The sequence below is a fragment of the Alloacidobacterium dinghuense genome, assembly GCF_014274465.1.
In the GTDB taxonomy this organism is placed as follows: domain Bacteria; phylum Acidobacteriota; class Terriglobia; order Terriglobales; family Acidobacteriaceae; genus Alloacidobacterium; species Alloacidobacterium dinghuense.
Map to the genome: position 1 here is coordinate 701,997 of NZ_CP060394.1, position 17,223 is coordinate 719,219.

The window sequence follows — 17,223 nt, forward strand, 5'->3', positions numbered from 1 at the left end:
GGCTGCTAACTTCTGGGAACGGATTCGTACTGGCTCTCAGCGGGAGCCGAAGCTTTCATCTTCGCCGACGGAAGGAAAAGGTTTACGGTTGTTCCCAAGCCCGGCGTGCTGTCGATTGTGATCTCACCGCCTGCGGCGTCCACAATAGCCTTGCAGATGGAAAGGCCAAGACCAGTCCCACCAGTGTTGCGGTTGCGCGATGGGTCGCCACGATAGAAGCGCTCAAAGACATGTGGCAACACCTCGGAAGGAATGCCGTCGCCCTGATCTTGCAAACGAACTTCAACCAGGTGGTTCTTTTCTTCGGCCAATATCCTGACCCGCGTATCGCGGGTGCTGTGCTGAAGGGCATTCAACAATAGGTTGGAAAGCAGTAGCGAGCACTCCTCGGTTGTAAGTGCGATATGAAAAGCTCGAGGAGCCGATAATTCTACTCTTACGCCGCGCAGATCAGCCATGGAGCTGAATTGGTCTACCGACTTGTGCAAGACCTCAGAAACATCGGTCGAAAGGCCGATCCGACTCGGTCCAGTCTCCGTATTTTCAGCTCGGGCCAAGGCTAGCATTTTGGCAACGATTTCCTCCATGCGACCACAGTCTGCTTCGCATCGTTCCAGCCCTGCCTGATATTCGGCGGCGCTTCGTTGCTTAATACCAAGAAGCTGCAGTGAAGATTTGACGACTGCCACGCCGGTCTTCAACTCATGAGCCGCATCACTGACAAATCGCCGCTGCTGGAAAAATGAGTGCTGCAGCCTTTGCAGCGTAGCCTCAAGCGCTTTTACCAGCGGCGCAAGCTCTCTCGTCGCGCGAGCGTCTTCTGGCGGGGTGAAGTGCCATGCATTGACCGAAACTCCTGCCGCCTCGTTAGCCAGCGCCCGCAGAGGAGCCAGGCTTCGGTGCAAAAGCCACGCCATGACAAGGCCGGTGACCAGCATGAGAATGAGGCTCGCGATCGCGTAAAATTTCACCGCCCCAAAGATGGCGTGCCACACTCGCTCGACAGGAGCGCCGTAGACGATCGTTACATGGTGTGGGACTCCGCCGCCTTTGTCGCCCGGATCAACGACCCGCAAACCGTGAAGCAACAGGGAGCGATAGTGCCTTCCATTGATATTTAACTTGGAGTAGCCATCGACGTGGGTAGAAAGGGTCTCTCGGGTTGTGCCGTCCCAGTTCGGCGAGCGCCCCAGCAACCTGCCCTTTTCATCCCAAACTTCGTAGATATCTTCGGAGGGTACGTTGACATCGCTCTTGCTGAGCATGACGTTGTCCTCCGGATCTTCTGCATCCTGAACAGAACCAAGAAGCGAGTCCGCGCGCCCGCGCAGCAGAATGTCGAAGGACCGGAAATGGCTGTGTCGCTCGTACAACCAGGCGAGTCCTGTGACGCACACAGCAGAAATCAGCTCAACTAATAAGACCGTAGTGATGAGCCGCCGCGCTATGGAATATGGCTTCATGCGAGACCTTTGCGTTGCCCGATCAGGCGGTATCCGCGCCCGCGCAGCGTTTCGATGCTTGGCTCGTCGGATGCGGCATCCAACTTTTTGCGCAGGTTCGATACGTGCGCCTCAATCACATTGGAATGATGTTCCCAGTTGTAGTCGTAGAGGTGTTCGAGAAGTTCCCGCTTCGAGACTACAACCCTGGGACGATGCATAAGGTATTCGAGAATCCGATATTCCATCGGAGACAGATCAATCATGAGGCCGGATCGGCGCACCGACTGTTCCAGAGTATTCACTTCAATATCGGAGGAATGCAGCGTCGGATGTGCAGCACCCTTTCCGCGTCGAATCAGGGCTTTGACCCGCGCAATAAGCTCTCCGAGATCGAATGGCTTACTCAGGTAGTCGTCGGCGCCGGCGTTCAGCAATTCAATGACGGATCGAGTCTCGCCTTGCGCCGTCAAAATAAGGACAGGAGTGCGATCGCCCGCTGCGCGTACTTTCTGAAGGAGACTAAGTCCATCGAGCTTGGGGAGCATCAGATCAAGAATGATCAGGTCGTAACAGCTGTCCTTTGCCAGATACAGTCCAATCTGGCCATCCTCTGCAAGATCGACAGCAAAACCAGGACCTTCTCGCAGCGCGGCAGCCACATTTTCTGCCAACCGGCTTTCATCCTCAATCAGGAGTACACGCATTTGACCCGGCTTCAGTGTCCCACCCTTTAGATTAAGAGCACCTGAAGACCAAGTCGATAGCCCTCAGAAATTCGGTTCGATTTGCCAAGGAGGCCGCTCAGGTCCAATCTTTATGCCTGAGGATTTATATGTTCCAGGACAGAAGTGAGGCTGGACGGCTCCTGGCAAAGAAATTAGCTTCTTATGCGGACCGGAGTGACGCAGTCGTCCTCGGACTGCCGCGAGGCGGCGTCCCCGTTGCCTTTGAGATTGCTCGAGAGTTTCATCTGCCGCTGGATATTTTGCTGGTACGCAAGCTGGGCGTTCCAGGCCAATCCGAATTGGCAATGGGCGCGATCGGCACAGGCGGAATAAGAATTCTGGATCACGTCATGATCCGGCAACTAGGCATCACCGAAAACGAGGTCACGTCCACGATCCGGGAAGAAGAGGAGGAGCTGCAACGCCGCGAGCAAATCTACAAGAACTATCGGGGCGGGTTAGCGATGAAAGACCTGAGTGTAATCGTCGTCGATGACGGCATTGCGACCGGTTCCAGCATGCTTGCAGCCATCCAGGTATTGCGCTCGCAGCAACCTGCGGGAATCATCGTCGCTGTGCCTGTGGCGCCGCCTCACGCGCGCACGGAGATCGAGGCGATGACACAAGAGTTCGTGTGTTTGCGAGTGTCGGAGTATTTCCCGGCAGTGGGTTCCTTCTACCGCGATTTCTCGCAGGTCGATGATCAGGAGGTCTGTCGGCTCCTGGCTTCTTCGGCCCAGTCCTTCGCAAATCGCACTGTTGGCCCATCATCGTAGGGTCTGCGGAGATCCGCTGCTATACTGGCGACTTCGGAGGAGCATCCTGATTGGCCCAGCAAAAGATCAAGCGGCTCTACCTTATCCCAATCCTCTCCAAAGCGCTCGACATCCTGGAATTGCTGGAAGGCGAAAGACGCCCGATCACGCTTGAGGCCATCTACCAGCGCTCGCACATTTCAAAAACCAGTGTCTATCGCATCCTGAAGACTTTTGTGCATCGTGGCTACGTTGCTCAATCGCCGGATGGCTCATATCGCCTGGTTTCACGGCCTAAGAAGATGCGATTCGGTTTCGCGGGCCAGAGTGCCGAAATGCCTTTTTCTGAAGCTGTCACCAGCAGTCTCCGTGCTGCTGCAGCGGCCTCAGGCGTAGAGTTGATGGTCCGCGACAATCGCTACGACGCCGATACTGCTGTTAAGAACGCGAAGGAATTTGTCACCGAAGGCGTCGATCTTGTCATCGAATTCCAGATTGAGGAGCATGTTGCGCCTTATCTTGCGCACATCATTTCGCGTGCGGGAATTCCGTTGATAGCGATTGACATTCCGCACCCGCACGCCAGTTATTTCGGTGTCGATAACTTCCAGGTCGGCTTTGAGGCGGGTGAACTGCTGGCGCAGCACGCTATTTCCAAGTGGAAGAAGAAAGTGGACTGGGTGCTCGGCCTCGACGTGGCCGAAGCTGGATCGTTAGTGCAAAGCCGCATTACCGGTGCATTTGAAGGCCTTCGCTCACTGTTGCCGGAAATCGCGGAAGAGTTGCTTATCCGGCTTGACGGTCGCGGGATGCGCGAGACCAGCGCTCGCGTTGTCTCGGAGTTTCTCAGGAGACATGCGCGCAGTGACCGCATCCTGATTGCCGCAGCCACCGATACCAGCGCGTTGGGAGCCCTGCAGGCCACCGTGGACGCACAGCGCGAAAAGACCATCGCCATCGTTGGGCAGGATTGTATTCCCGAGGTGCTCGAAGAAATGAAAAAGCCTCAAAGCCCGATCGTCGGTTCCATCTCGCATGAGGCGCATACTTATGGGCCACGGTTAATCCAACTCGGGGTCACAATCCTCAGAGGACACACCGTGCCTCCATACAACTATGTTCAGCACCGCGTCGTCACTGCGAGCATGATGCAGGAGAGCGAGTAGCTTCTTTCTGTCATCAGAGCGCATACACTCAATCCATGCGGGTCTTTCTTTCCGGCGGCCCTGGTATGGTGGGGCAGGGTATGTTACCGGAGTGCCTGCTCGACCCCTGAGTAGAGATCAAGTCCGGAACAAAGATGTATCATCTACTTTACGACATCACGGCGCCGGTTCTGCCTTTGCTCTCGGGGCATTTTCCCAAATATGTAACAACAACAGAACAATTAGGGCGCGCAATGATCAAAGCCGCCAGGGAAGGCGCACCGAAGCGCGTGCTGGAGAGTCTCGATATCAATCAGCTTTGAAGACATGCACAAAGCCACGGTCCTCAATATGCCGACATGCTCAGCGATAAAGATGTCCGTGGCTTAAAGCCTATTGGATATTTATCCAGATAGTCGAGGATATGTTCGACCAGCGAGTCGTCTTTGGCTCCCCCAGTGTGTTCTTTGGTTGTGTTGCAATCCTCAGTTGACTTCAGCAAATCCCGGGAAGAAGGCTGGCTCGTATGGCGGGGATTGTTTTCTTGACAGCGATGTACGGCACTGGGCGACATTTCTCCTCCTGCAAATCCAACGATAAGAGACTAAAACTGCGTCGAAACAGTGATGGGTTCAAAGAGAACCATGCAGAAAGCTTCGTACTGTATCAAAAAGCAACACACTGCCTCAGTATTTTCACCAAGGTTTTGGTTTCTGCTTACATGGAAATTGTGACGATCGTAACGCGAACGTTACATCAAATATGTATTGGAGGTCCTATGCTCCGCCATAGAGCTGAAAAGTTGCCCAGTAGAGCGGCTTGCGGAAGACATTTTGCGTGTGGAGCATGGCGAGTTTCGCGTCTCGCAAAGCGGCGTCCGGCCGGCGCCCGCCCGCGATCTCGCCATACATGTGGTCCATGATCTCGGGCGCCGCCGAATCGCTCACTTCCCACAGTGACCCGATGACGTAGTGCGAACCCGCCCGAAGAAATGCCCAGGAGAGCCCGACCAGCCCCTCTCCACCATAGATGCGCGATCCAGAACCATAGCAGGCGGAAATGGCAACAAGATCGGCATGCAGCGGATGCTGGATCACGTCGCGCGCGTAGAGCTTGAACGAATCGGGATTCGCAGGATTGCGCGTCAGTACAATCGCCGAGTCTAGAGGGCTGGCGCTGCTGCTGGTTCCGTGTGCGACAAAGTGAATCAGAGAGTATTCGCCCGGAGAACTGTCAGCATAAGCGGACGGGAGGGCCTGCTTTTGAACAATGACGCTTTCCTCGGTTGATGGAAAATGCCGGGCTACATTGGAAACTTCAGCAGAAGCATTCGGCAGGTCGGGAAACTTCTGGTCAGGTGAGACTGGGTTGCCGATCAAGAGAAGTTCTTTTTGGTTGTGCGCGTGCCTCTCCGGGTGAAATGAGTCGAGCAGTTTCAATGAACTGACGTTGGTAATGGTTGCGTCTTCGATCCAGTAATGGATTCCGCCGCCCGGAGCGAGCAGTGTTTCAAAGTTCAGGGTTGAGATGCTTCCATCAGGGATGATGAAAACTGGCGATCCTTTGGGAATCAGCGAAGCAGCAGGCTCGACCAGGATTCTGTACAAAGCCATGCCGTCGACATAGGCATCCGTGAGTGGGTCTCGCGAACCGAGGATGGCTCTCTGATACTTTTTCACGTGCGCATCGATCTCTTCTTGTGGTGGGAGCTTGAAGAAGTGTGTTCCAGATGAATTCACTGCCCAAAGATATGATTCCTGTGCCGCCAAAGTGTAGACCAGAATCGTCCCGTGGAGTCTGCGGGCAGTTCCTCGTACATCTAGAGATTTCTTGATCGCGAGGTTGAAGTCCGGAGAGGCTACTCCCAAGCCTTCCTCCAACGTGCGCGCACGGCCAAGGTCAAGCCACTGCAACGCCTCGTCGGTTTTGTTGTGATTGACCAGGAAGCGTATGTAGTCGTCATACAGTTGATCGGCGTGAGTGGAGAAGGGCAGTTTTGATTCTTCTTTTGTGATGGTCTTCCTTTGCGTCTCGAATGTAGTAATCGAACTGCGATACCAGGAATCAGCCATCGCGGAATTATTGGCTTCCGCGTAGAGGTTTGCCAGCGCACCCTCGACCTGCCATTGCAGAGACGGCTTAATTGCTGGGTCTTTGTTTAAATTCATCAGAATTGAGACTGAGTCGGCGGGTTTCTGTTGGCGTTCGGCAATGAGCCCCTTAAGGAACGTGGCATCCATAGCATCGGAGGTTCTTCCTGAAGCACGTGCAATCGATAGTGCCTTTTCCGTGTGTTCTATGGATAAATCAAGGTTATTCAATTGCAAGAAAAGTTCTGCGAGAGCAATATGGGCTGCCGCTTGTATTTCGGCATCCTGGACCGTATCTGCAATATGCAAAGAGTTGCTGTAATTGGTTTCTGCGTCCGTTAAATGTCCAAGGCGGTAGAGTGACAGTCCCATGTTTTCTAGCCATAGCATTCTGTCGTGCGCTTCCCCAATGGAAACTGCCTCTTGCTCTGCTTTGCCAAATCCGGCAAGTGCCTGTTCAAAATTTCCCAGCATGTAGTCAGCCCAGGCAACATTCCCCTGGGCTTTTTCGAGGATGCTGCGCGCATTGATGCTTTGGGCGGTTTTAGACGCATCATCCGACCAGTCGAGCGCTTCATCGAAGCGCTCTCGTTGGAGAGCAAGCCAACCAAGGTTCAGAAGAGTTACGGTCTGTTGATACGTATCGTTCTGTTTGCGGGCGAAATCAAGGCTTTGACGAAACATTTCTTCGGCGTGACCGAGGTTGCCGCGCTGAATGTCAACAAAGCCCCAGCTGTTAAGTATTCTGCTGATGAGTGGCGAGCGGTTGAGATCAGAAGAAGCTTTAAGGCTATTGAGCAGGGTGTCTGCTTTATTCAGAGCGACGCGGGCTTCATGGTCTTGGCCGAGTGATGCATAGACTCTAGCCTGCAGCAGAATGCGCTCAAGTGCGATGTCGGATATGGCTAGGTGGGTGGGCAGGTCTCCGGAGAGGAGTGAGATAACCTCCTTACCCTTGCCCTCCCGCACTAAGATCGCAGCGTCAAGAAGCCGAAACTTCCATGCCCAGTCGGGATTCTGGTCCTGCAGACCGGCAGTGGCTCGGATTGCTTCCTCGTGCGCCTTGTCAAGGTCACCTTGGATTGCGAGCTTTTCCACTTTGGCGTAGACGGTCTCAGGATGTGAAACAACAGCGGGTTTACAGCCAACGAGACCGCTCAGCCCAATTAAGGAAGCTATTCCTAAGGAAGCCCACCGTCTCCCGATCCATTGGAGCGCACTGTAGCGGCAGAAATGGCGCCTCCGACCGGCGATCCCAGCTGTGCGCGAACCATTGACACCGTGAAGGTCTTCTGATGAACAATGACCTCTCCGAAAAAGACCTTGCCAAATCCCGGAATGTAAATGGCATTCCCGCAGATCACGCCGGGAAATCCTTCCGGCATCTCGGGGAGTTGGTCGATCAGGGAGCATTGAATATAGTCTCTACCATTCAGCCCCTGTTCTGAGTCAATCCAATGAAAATGATGCCGAATCCAGCCGGGGAGCGAGGCTCCTTCATACTTCTCGGAGTATTTGTCCTTGGCCTGTTTCTTTTGCGCCGTCACCTTTTCCAGGAACTTCTCCTGTCGGGGCCAGGTCTTTTTGGGATACTGCTTTTTCGGGTCGGATTCGCCTGAGCTGTCGTGATCTGCAAAAAGATCGTAACGAATGACTGGCGTGATCTTTGTACCGCTGATGCGCAGGTTATCGAACTGCGAGCCGATCACTGAGATTGTGGGTTCGCCCCCATCCACTGGGTGAGCGACGGACAGCTGCCCTACTACCTTATCCGCTGTGATCACTTCAAGGATGTTCAGTCCTTCGATCGTGGCGGTAACTTGGGTGGTAAACGGACCCTCATCCCCATCCTTCTTGGCCCCGGAGACATGCGTGCTCTCGGATATATAGCTAACAATGTTTTTCCACTTGCGGCCCTTCCGTTGTCTCTCTAAAAATCCTCCAACGATCGGAAGGGAAATAGACGTTTGTGAAGGGATGAAGCCGTTGAATGGGCGATTGATTGTGCCGCCGATCGGATTGGCATCGGCATGGTAAAGAAAATTCCGTTGGATCGGGTCATCTGTGGGGTTTTCAGGCATAACCTTTCCGTTTCTCGGTTTGAATTCGTGAGTTAATGAATCTGCAAAAGGAAGCGATAGCGCACGATATCAACTGGCGCGCTTTTCTGCGGGTCTGACGTCACGCCCTGGATCAGGAGCGTATTCTGGCCCGCATCTGTGGTGTCCGCAGGTACTTGAATCGGAACGCTGTCGGCAACCTGCGAAGGGGGAATCTGCAGCTGCCAGACCATCTTTCCAGATGGAGAATACAGCGAGCAGAGATATCCCGAATAGCGATTATCTCCCGGCACATCGACAGACAGCAGGAATGATTCGTGTGCTTTGGCGACGACTGTGCGTATTTCCGCGCCGCGGCTTTGTCCGTCAACAAGCGTGATCGACGGCAGGATGCGCGGCTGCGCTACCTGAGCGACCTGCTGCTCCAGGTGTGGAAACGTAACAATGTTCTGGAATCCGATTATGAGCAGCATGGCTGCCATTGCCGGAACGGCAAACATGGGTTGTAAGAGCGACGGGAAGCTGAAGAGCTTGCCTTTCGACTTCGGCTCCGCAACTGTGACGAATGTTGGGCGAGCAAGTTCCTTACGAGCTTGAGCGATAAAGACGGCAGCCGCACGCAAGTCGGTTGCACATTCTTCGCAGCCGAAGTAGTGCTCTTCGAATGCTGCGCGTGCCTCCGGGCTCAACTCCTCGAGTAGATACTTTTCTACTGCGTACTGATCTACAGCTTCAGTGTGGTCCATGGATTTCGAGCCTCAACAGAATAGTGCAGAGAAAAGCCAAACGTATCGCGGGAAATTCCCGCCCGAACCCCCCGAAGGTCCCGATGAAGCCATGTGTTTGACATAAAACGATTTAAATGAGAGTTTCGCGCGGTGTAGAAGCACTCTTAGATACTCGCGATCCACTCCGAATTCGGCGCAGACCTCATCCTTGTCGCGCTCTTCGAGGAAAATGCTCTTCAGCAATTGCCGATCCCGGTCGCTCAGCTTGCCCAGAATTTCACGGACAGTCTTCTGCGTGTCCTTTGAAACAAGGGTATCCAGCACGTCCGTGTCTTCTGATTGGATATCCATCTCTGAGGCGTCTTCCATTGCCTCGCTTTTCGAATGCGAGCGGTAGTATTCAAGCAACACGTGGTTGCAGATGGAATTAACCAGCGCCCCCAGCGCAGAGGCGTTGCGAACACCCTCCTTGCCGCGCAGGAGCACAAAAATACGGGCAAATGTCTCCTGCCGGACGTCTTCTATCGCATCTCTGGAGTTTAGCCGGGAACGTAGCTTCAGATGAATCAGCTCACTGAAGTAATGAACAAAGTGCTCCTCAGTGCGGCGATCGCCCGTGCGCAGACTATCGAGGTAAGCGTCATCGAACTTTTGGAACTGCAAGCCATAACCCTCAAAATAAAGTGCTTTTCTGGCCGTGACAGCAAATGCCCAATGGCAAAACTATACATTGCTGCAGCATAACCGCAGTCAATTAAGTGGAAATCCGGTCGTTTTGAGGATAGAGGGAGAGCGGCCCGAAGGTCGCTCTCAATGTGGAATGGCTATTTGCTTACGACGATTACAGCAAAACTGCCCGGCAAAACTGGAGGGCGCGCGCGAGGATTCTCAGGAGTAGCCGCGGGTCGTGGTCCGAACTCTGCTGCCACCAGATAAATCTTTCCAGTTTTGGGATCGAGCGCCATCGTGCGGGCGCTCCGCTGCGTGGGAAGATCCTGCAGCACAGAGTAGGAATTGGGTGAGTCCTGATGCACGACTGTCAACGTGCCTTCCCCGTTTGAGCTGAACGCGTTGTGAGTGGACGGATCGAAGGCGGCTGCATCCGGACCTTCGCCGATCGCTGGCGAGGCTACAACTTTGCCGGTGCTTGCGTCGATGACAGCCATCTTCTTACCATCGCAAACAGCAAAGAGCCGGTTGTTGGCAACGTCAATTGCGTGACCGGAAGGAGATTCGCAGCCGATCGGCCATTCTGCAAGCAGCGTATGCGACTTCGCATCCAGGTGAGCAATCTCGTTCTTGTCTTCAATGTTTACAAAGACAGAACCCTTGCCATCGGCGACAGGAAACTCAGGCTTACCCGAAAGCGCCACCGTCGCGACAACCTGCTTGGAAGCTGAATCGATCACTGTGGCATTCTTGCTGCGCCCGTTAAAGGCCCACACCGTGTGAGTGGTCGGCTCAAACAGGATGCCATCGGGATTCGTGCCGGCTGGAATCGTCTGCGTAATCTTGTTGCTCGCGCGATCGAAGACAGCGACATCGTTACTCGCGCCATCGCTGATGTATCCGGTCTTGCCGTCTGTATCAAAGGCAACACCGTGCGTGCCTTTGAGGCCGGTAATGTCTGCCACGGCTTTTCCCGAAGTTGTATCGACGACCAGGACATGGTTGCCGCGCGTGATGTAGAGCAAGCCCGACTGCGGATCAACCGCAAGATAATCCCATCCGCCGTCGCCGCCCAGTTTCCACTTGTCTTGAACGTGATAGGAGCCTTGAGCCAAAAGCCCCGGACAACAGGCCAAGGGCAAAGCTGCACTAAAGAGAAAACCAGCCAGTCGGCGCCACATATTGCTTCGCATTCAAATCCCTTTCCACTGCTTTTTCACCACGCGACCTACGCAGAGATAGTAATCCTCTATGCTGAAATTAGTCTGAAGGTGCAGGCGCGTCTGTATGCGCTATCATCAGCCATACAGCAGACAGTAGGAGGCCGCTTCACCCGAGAAGACAGTCTATGGCTACCCAAGATGTCGCGACCCTATCCATTATCGGCACAGCGGTGCCCCGTGTTGATGGCCACCTCAAGACCAGCGGCGCAGCCATGTATTCCTCCGACTACAACTTTCCGGGGATGGTCTATCTCGTCCCGGTCAGCGCTTCGATTGCCAAGGGAAAGATCACGAAACTCGACGCCTCTGAAGCTGAGATGATGCCGGGAGTACTTCGGGTCATGTACCACGGTAACGCTCCCAGGCTCTACTGTCCGATTCCCGGAGACGAAAGCGCCATTGTCGATGAAAGCCGTCCTCCGTTTGACGATGAAATCATCTATTACAGCGGACAATATGTAGCCGCCGTCGTTGCGCAAACGATGGAGCAGGCCAGAGCCGCAGCCGATGCCGTCCATGTTGAGTATGCCGCCGAGACGCCAAACGTCGCGAATGATCTAAGCGACGGATGGAAGAACCTGAATGTAGAGAGTCACCGCGGCGATGCGGAAAAAGCATTCGCCGGCGCGCCGGTGCAGGTCGACGAGACCTATGTCACTCCCGTCGAAACGCATAATCCCATCGAACTGCACGCATCTGTAGCCGTATGGGATGGCAAGAAATTCACTCTCTATGAAACGACACAATCCCTGCTGAACCATCAAGCCGTCATGGCGCAGTTTCTCGGTGTTCCCAACGAAAACGTCCAGGTCGTGATGAAGTATCTCGGTTCCGGCTTCGGCGGAAAGCTGTGGCCGTGGACACATGCACCGCTCGCCGCTGCAGCAGCCCGCGAACTGAACCGCCCGGTGAAGGCGGTCGTCTCGCGCAGAATGATGTTCAGCAACGTGGGGCACCGTCCGCGCACGCAGCAGCGCATCCGCCTTGCCGCAACCCCGGATGGCAAGCTCGTCTCACTGCACCATGACTATACAAACCACACTTCCATGATCAGCGACTATAGCGAAGGCTGCGGCGAGGCCACTCCTTATATCTATAGTTGTCCGAACCTCCTGCTCAGGGGCTCGAAGGTACAGCGTAACGTGGGACCGCCCACGGCGATGCGGGGTCCGGGTGCTGTTCCAGGGCTCTACGCGCTTGAATCGGCGATGGACGAACTCGCGATCAAGCTCAAGGTGGATCCAGTTGAGCTGCGCCTCTCCAACGAACCAGAGAAAGATGAGGGTAACGGCAAGCCCTTCTCTTCGCGCCATCTAAAAGAGTGCCTCACCAAAGGCGCAGAGAAATTCGGATGGTCGAAGCGCAATCCTGCCATTGGTTCGATGCGAAAGGGCGACCTGATTCTAGGATGGGGCATGGCTTGCGCGTCATGGGGAGCGTTTCGCATGTCCGCCGAGGTCTCTGTTTCACTGAACAACGACGGAACCGCGCGCGTCAGCTGTGCCACGCAAGATATCGGCACCGGCACCTACACGATCTTCGCGCAGGTGGTCAGCGATAAAACAGGTATTCCCGTCGACAAGGTACAAGTGGTGCTCGGAGACACTTCGTTACCTGCCGGCCCCCTCTCCGGTGGTTCTTGGGTAACGGCGTCCGTGGTGCCGGCCATCGCCGCAGCCTCGAATGCTGCCGTGAAATCAATGCTCGGCATTGCAGCCAATACTCCCGAGTCTCCTTTCCACGGCAAGAAAGCAGAAGACCTGGTCCTCACATCGGCTTGTATCCATGCCAAAGACCAGCCGGGGCAGGGGGTATCCTTTGAAGAAATTCTCGGCAGGCGAATATTCGCAGCGCAATGGGAAGCGGAAAATCATCCTCCTCGTTTGAAGATCCTACCGCCCAGAAATATTCGCAGCACTCCTACGGCGCGCAGTTCGTTGAAGTGACGTGGGATCCGGGCATAGCCCGTCTGCGCGTGAGCCGTGTTGTTTCTGTCATTGACGTTGGACGTGTCCTGAACCTCGGCCCGGCGCGAAATCAGGTGCAGGGAGCGATTGTGATGGGCGTCGGAATGGGAATCTTCGAAGAGACCCACTATGACCCGCGAAACGGCAATCCTATCAACAACAACCTTGCTGACCACGTGGTATCTACATGCGCTGACTCGCCCGAGATCGACGTGACCTTCCTCAACTATCCTGACCTGACGCTGAATGAATATGGAGCACGTGGCGTAGGCGAGATCGGACTTGCGGGTGTCGCCCCAGCCATCACCGCCGCGGTCTATCACGCTACGGGGATCCGCGTGCGCGAGCTACCGGTGAAGATCGAGACCCTTCTGCGCGCCTGAGATTGCAGCTAAGCGGGAAATTGAATAAAAGGTCATGGTTCTGAAGGATTTAGGACATCGATACCAGGAGCCCTCGCCGACTCAGTGGCCCCAGAGTCACCGGCTGATGGCATCGATACCACCGCCCTGTTATCAGCAACGTAACGAGTTACGGCTCACACAAAATTCCGCTTGACAGTTCTCCTACCGACTCCCTATAGTTTGCGATTATTTGGAAACGATACCACGTAACGATGGTATCGTTTCCAGATCAAGAGCCAATGGACCGGGCACATATTGAAGCCGCCGCCCTGTCTTATTCAGCGGTTGTACGAACTTTTTTCAGGAGGAGTTGTGATGCGACGATTCACAGAATGGGGCAGGCGTCTATTCACAGCGCAGGCCGCACTTATCGTCTTTGTGTTGTCTCTCGCGCTTTTGTCATCCGGATATCTTTACGCACAAGCGAACGCTGGTATCACCGGAACCGTTACGGACCCTAGCGGCGCTGTTGTAGCTGGTGCGTCCGTCACCATCACCAATCAGGGTACAGGCGTCGAAAATCATGCAACGACAGGTAGCGCGGGTACCTACGCAGTTACTGGCCTTACGCCAGGCGTCTATTCGGTTGCCGTAGAAGCTAGCGGGTTCAAGAAGAACGTCCAGAACTCCGTGAACGTCGAAGTCACGGTCACCGCGACGATCAACATCACCCTTTCCACCGGCTCGACCGCTGAGACCGTGGAAGTCACCGCGAGCTCGATCGCTCTGAACACTACGGCTCCGCAACTTGGCAGCACCATTGAACCCACCGTCGTTGCCGCATTGCCAACCGAAGTCTCAGGCCGCGGACGTCAGGTCGATTCACTGCAGCTTCTCGCTCCCGGCACCACTGGCAGCGCGTTCTCGCACCGCATCAGCGGTGGCGTCGACTTCGAGCAGGAGATTCTCTATAACGGCGTCCCAGCGCCTCAGCCGGAAACGGAAGGCTACACAACCAATTTCAATCCACCTTTCGAGATGGTCAACGAATTCCACGTCGAGCGCACTACCTTTTCTGCGCAGTTCGGGCTTGGCCAGGGTGCTCTGACCTACCAGATGGCCTCCGGCACGAACAAATACCACGGCGATTTGTTTGAAATTAACCGCAACAGCTTCTTTGATTCGGTCGGCTTCTTCAACGGACCTGCCTGGGGTGGCACCAATACTCCTCCAACCGATCGTGAAAACAACTATGGTTTCTCGGTCGGCGGTCCCATTTCAATACCGAAGCTTTACGATGGCCGTAACCGTACTTTTGGCCACTATAGCCAGGAGTGGTACAAGGAGAACAGCGAAAGCACAGACCCAAATACTGTACCGACCGCGCTGCAGAAGACGGGCGATTTCAGCGACTTCGTCGACGGCAGCACCGGCAAGCTGATTCCGATCTATGACAACATTCCAGGCACTCCGGAATACGGGCAGCAGTTCTCATACAACGGCAAACTCAACGTCATTCCGCCGAACATGATCAGCCCGACTTCGGCCAGCCTGCTTCAGTACCTGCCTAATCCGGATCGCCCGGGCAGCGGTATCGGCGGCCTGGATAGCAACAAGAGCTTCGCGCCTTTCATCAATCCTCATATTCAGCACGTCTGGGGATTCACCGTTGATCAGGTCCTGACCCCGAAACAGGGCGTCCATTACAGCATGTGGCGTAACACTTTCAGCAACTATAGTTTTGACGGCAGCCCGAACAGAGATTTTGTAATTGCGCCAAATCCGTTAAACAGTCAGAAGTTTGAGCCGGCGAAGGGTCTCGGCATCATCCTCACCTATGACAATACGATCACGCCGAATCTGGTGATGACCGCCGGTTTTGGCTGGATCGGTGAAATCAACAACCAGTTCAACCAGACGAAATACAGCTTCCCCGCCGTGGCGCAAGGCGTGATTCCCGCCAACATTACGTTCGACGGAACCCATGCTCCGACCAACTTTGGAACTGATGGTGCATGGCTGCAATCCATCAACCGCAAGCTTGGCATTGCGATCGTGAACAACTGGCTTTGGACGAAGGGGCGCCACACTTTCAATATTGGTGGTGATTTCCGTCGCTCTTACCAGGATGACAACGAAGAGCAGACTGCAGGTGGCCAGTTCGCTTTCAGCCAGAGGTCAACTGCAAGCGCGAGTGCCTTGGCCACCACAGGCAGCTCGTTTGCCAGCTACCTCTTGGGCACCCCGGATTCTGCAGCTCGCCAGAACTCGCAGGAGCTGCAGTTGCGTAACTTTGCCCTCTCGCCCTATATCCAGGACGACATCAAGCTCACCCCCAAGCTCACCGTCAATTTAGGCATGCGCTGGGACATCACGGTGCCGTTCACCGAGAACCACAACAACATCGTTTTCTTCACTCCCAACGCGACGAATCCGGACTCGGGACTTCCTGGCGCGGCGACCAAGTTCGGCAGCTGCACCGGTTGCGCCGGGTATGAGCGAGCGGACATTCACTGGGGTCACATTGGGCCGCGCCTTGGCTTTGCCTACCAGGTGAACAATAAAACCGTTGTTCAGGGTGGATTTTCCATTGCCTTCCTGAACGGGGGCGCCTATGAGTACGGCACAAGTAAGGTCGCCGTGAATTATGGCAACCTGCTCGTCGGCTCATTCAACCGTGGCACTTCGAATGGTGTCAATTCCTCATATGGAAGCTGGGACACGAACATCATGCCCAACCCGGGGGCAACAGCCTTCAATCCCGGCCTTGGCGTGGGCACGCAGATCAACGATTTCAGCAAGAATGACGGTTACGCTCCTTACAGCCAGCAGTGGAACGTGAACGTGCAACGCCAGATTCCGTATGACATCTTTGTGACGGCTGCCTGGGTTGGGAACCGTGTGATCCACCTCCCCAGCCAGCTGAATACCCCTAACCAGCTTGATCCAAAATACTTCGCCCTGGGGAACGATCTTCAATTGAGCTTTGCCAACGGCTCGGCTCAAGCGAAGGGTTATCAGTTGCCCTATCCTAACTTTGTCAACGATTTCGCGGGAGCGGCCACCGTCGGCCAATCGCTAACCCCTTACCCGCAGTACTCCTACATCTTCAACAACTTTGAAGCTTTCGGAACTACCTACTATGAAGGCCTGCAACTCCAGGTGGAGAAGCGCTTTACCAACGGTCTTGCATTTCTCGCCGGTTATACCCTCTCAAAGTTGATGGATAACACCAGCAGCGGATTTAGCAGCTTTACCGCTGCCGCTCTCAACAAATACAACCAGAAACCTGAGTGGGCAGTCTCTGGCGCCAACGAAACGAACACGTTCAAGATGAATGGCACCTATGAATTGCCGATCGGGCCGGGCAAGGCTCATTTCAACAATCGTGGCTGGACCGGTCAGCTTCTTGGTGGTTGGCAGGTAGCCTGGATTCTGGACTATGAAGCTGGCCAGCCGTTGTGCGGATGCAATAACGGCGGAATTCAGGAAAATGGCAATCCTTATCCAGGAAAGTCCATATCCGGACCAAACGTAACCCTGCGTCCGAACCGCAATCCGGGTGTCGGCCTCAGCACTGCGTCGTACAACCGCGCCAAGGATTACTTTGTGGGCAAGGGAAATGCTGCCCAGATGTTTAATCCTGCCGCGTTCTCCTCAACATCTTCGCAGTATGTCCTGGGTAACGCCATCCGGAACTACGGCGAACTCAAAGGGCCCGCGCTGTACAACGAAGATGCCAATATCAGCAAGAGGTTCTTTTTCGGGGAACGCTTCTCCGCTGTCCTTCGAATGGACTATTTCAACTTCTTCAACCGCACTCAGTTCCAGACTCCTGATCCGAATATCAGCAACGGTACATTCGGACAGGTCATCAAGCAGGGTGCGCAGAACGGTCCTTCAAATCGACAAGGACAGATCAGCGCCCGATTCGAGTTCTAGGCCAAAGCCGTGGGGGCCTGTCGCAAACGAACATTTACGGCAGGCTTCAGATATTGACTCAAATGAACAAATGCCTCCCAGCCGGATCGCTCATACGGTCCGGCCTTTTTCTTGATTGCCATCTTTTATT

Annotated in this window: 14 protein-coding genes; 6 read left to right on the top strand and 8 right to left on the bottom strand. The window is 54.7% G+C overall.

Annotation, left to right across the window (positions count from 1 at the left end; translation table 11 throughout):
• Window positions 1-5 precede the first annotated feature (5 nt).
• Together H7849_RS02880 and H7849_RS02885 are read right to left on the bottom strand one after the other, a co-directional pair.
• A complete protein-coding gene (locus tag H7849_RS02880) occupies window positions 6-1,463 on the bottom strand; it encodes a sensor histidine kinase (protein ID WP_186743994.1) in 1,458 nt (485 codons plus the stop codon).
• Window positions 1,460-2,149: a response regulator transcription factor gene (locus H7849_RS02885; protein ID WP_186743996.1), complete on the bottom strand. Its 690-nt coding sequence runs from the start codon at window positions 2,147-2,149 to the stop codon at window positions 1,460-1,462. Before H7849_RS02885 ends, H7849_RS02880 begins: the two co-directional genes overlap by 4 nt.
• A 128-nt stretch (window positions 2,150-2,277) precedes the next feature.
• Here H7849_RS02885 and H7849_RS02890 point away from each other — a divergent pair, with 128 nt between their 5' ends.
• The 3 genes from H7849_RS02890 to H7849_RS02900 all read left to right on the top strand — a co-directional run bounded on the left by H7849_RS02890 (window position 2,278) and on the right by H7849_RS02900 (window position 4,393).
• Complete coding sequence (locus H7849_RS02890) at window positions 2,278-2,946, top strand: phosphoribosyltransferase (protein ID WP_186743997.1); 669 nt, start codon at window positions 2,278-2,280, stop codon at window positions 2,944-2,946.
• 50 nt (window positions 2,947-2,996) lie between these two features.
• A complete protein-coding gene (locus H7849_RS02895) occupies window positions 2,997-4,091 on the top strand; it encodes a substrate-binding domain-containing protein (RefSeq protein WP_186743999.1) in 1,095 nt (364 codons plus the stop codon).
• Window positions 4,092-4,225: 134 nt separating this feature from the next.
• Window positions 4,226-4,393 carry a hypothetical protein gene (locus tag H7849_RS02900; protein WP_186744001.1) on the top strand — a complete coding sequence of 56 codons (168 nt, stop codon included), beginning with the start codon at window positions 4,226-4,228 and terminating at the stop codon, window positions 4,391-4,393.
• 453 nt (window positions 4,394-4,846) lie between these two features.
• On the opposite strand, the gene H7849_RS02905 is transcribed toward H7849_RS02900, so the two are convergent.
• From H7849_RS02905 to H7849_RS02925, 5 genes are all read right to left on the bottom strand, one after another.
• A complete protein-coding gene (locus H7849_RS02905) occupies window positions 4,847-7,258 on the bottom strand; it encodes a CHAT domain-containing protein (protein ID WP_186744003.1) in 2,412 nt (803 codons plus the stop codon).
• A gap of 83 nt (window positions 7,259-7,341) precedes the next feature.
• Entirely contained in the window at window positions 7,342-8,241 is a 900-nt protein-coding gene (locus H7849_RS02910) for a hypothetical protein (protein ID WP_186744005.1), read from the bottom strand.
• 32 nt (window positions 8,242-8,273) lie between these two features.
• Window positions 8,274-8,966 (bottom strand): zf-HC2 domain-containing protein, encoded by a 693-nt coding sequence (locus H7849_RS02915; protein ID WP_186744007.1) that lies wholly within the window; start codon window positions 8,964-8,966, stop codon window positions 8,274-8,276.
• A gap of 12 nt (window positions 8,967-8,978) precedes the next feature.
• A complete protein-coding gene (locus H7849_RS02920) occupies window positions 8,979-9,611 on the bottom strand; it encodes an RNA polymerase sigma factor (RefSeq protein WP_186744008.1) in 633 nt (210 codons plus the stop codon).
• A 161-nt stretch (window positions 9,612-9,772) separates the two neighbouring features.
• Window positions 9,773-10,810, bottom strand: a complete 1,038-nt coding sequence (locus H7849_RS02925; RefSeq protein ID WP_251106573.1) for a YncE family protein — start codon at window positions 10,808-10,810, stop codon at window positions 9,773-9,775.
• 155 nt (window positions 10,811-10,965) lie between these two features.
• Here H7849_RS02925 and H7849_RS02930 point away from each other — a divergent pair, with 155 nt between their 5' ends.
• From H7849_RS02930 to H7849_RS02935, 3 genes are all read left to right on the top strand, one after another.
• Window positions 10,966-12,786 (top strand): xanthine dehydrogenase family protein molybdopterin-binding subunit, encoded by a 1,821-nt coding sequence (locus H7849_RS02930; RefSeq protein WP_251106574.1) that lies wholly within the window; start codon window positions 10,966-10,968, stop codon window positions 12,784-12,786.
• Window positions 12,783-13,190 (top strand): molybdopterin cofactor-binding domain-containing protein, encoded by a 408-nt coding sequence (locus H7849_RS26645; RefSeq protein ID WP_251106575.1) that lies wholly within the window; start codon window positions 12,783-12,785, stop codon window positions 13,188-13,190. Before H7849_RS02930 ends, H7849_RS26645 begins: the two co-directional genes overlap by 4 nt.
• 336 nt (window positions 13,191-13,526) lie before the next feature.
• Window positions 13,527-17,093, top strand: a complete 3,567-nt coding sequence (locus H7849_RS02935) for a TonB-dependent receptor (RefSeq protein ID WP_186744010.1) — start codon at window positions 13,527-13,529, stop codon at window positions 17,091-17,093.
• Here H7849_RS02935 and H7849_RS27045 read toward each other — a convergent pair.
• Window positions 17,090-17,215 (bottom strand): hypothetical protein, encoded by a 126-nt coding sequence (locus H7849_RS27045; protein WP_285288928.1) that lies wholly within the window; start codon window positions 17,213-17,215, stop codon window positions 17,090-17,092. The genes H7849_RS02935 and H7849_RS27045 overlap by 4 nt on opposite strands.
• Window positions 17,216-17,223 lie beyond the last annotated feature (8 nt).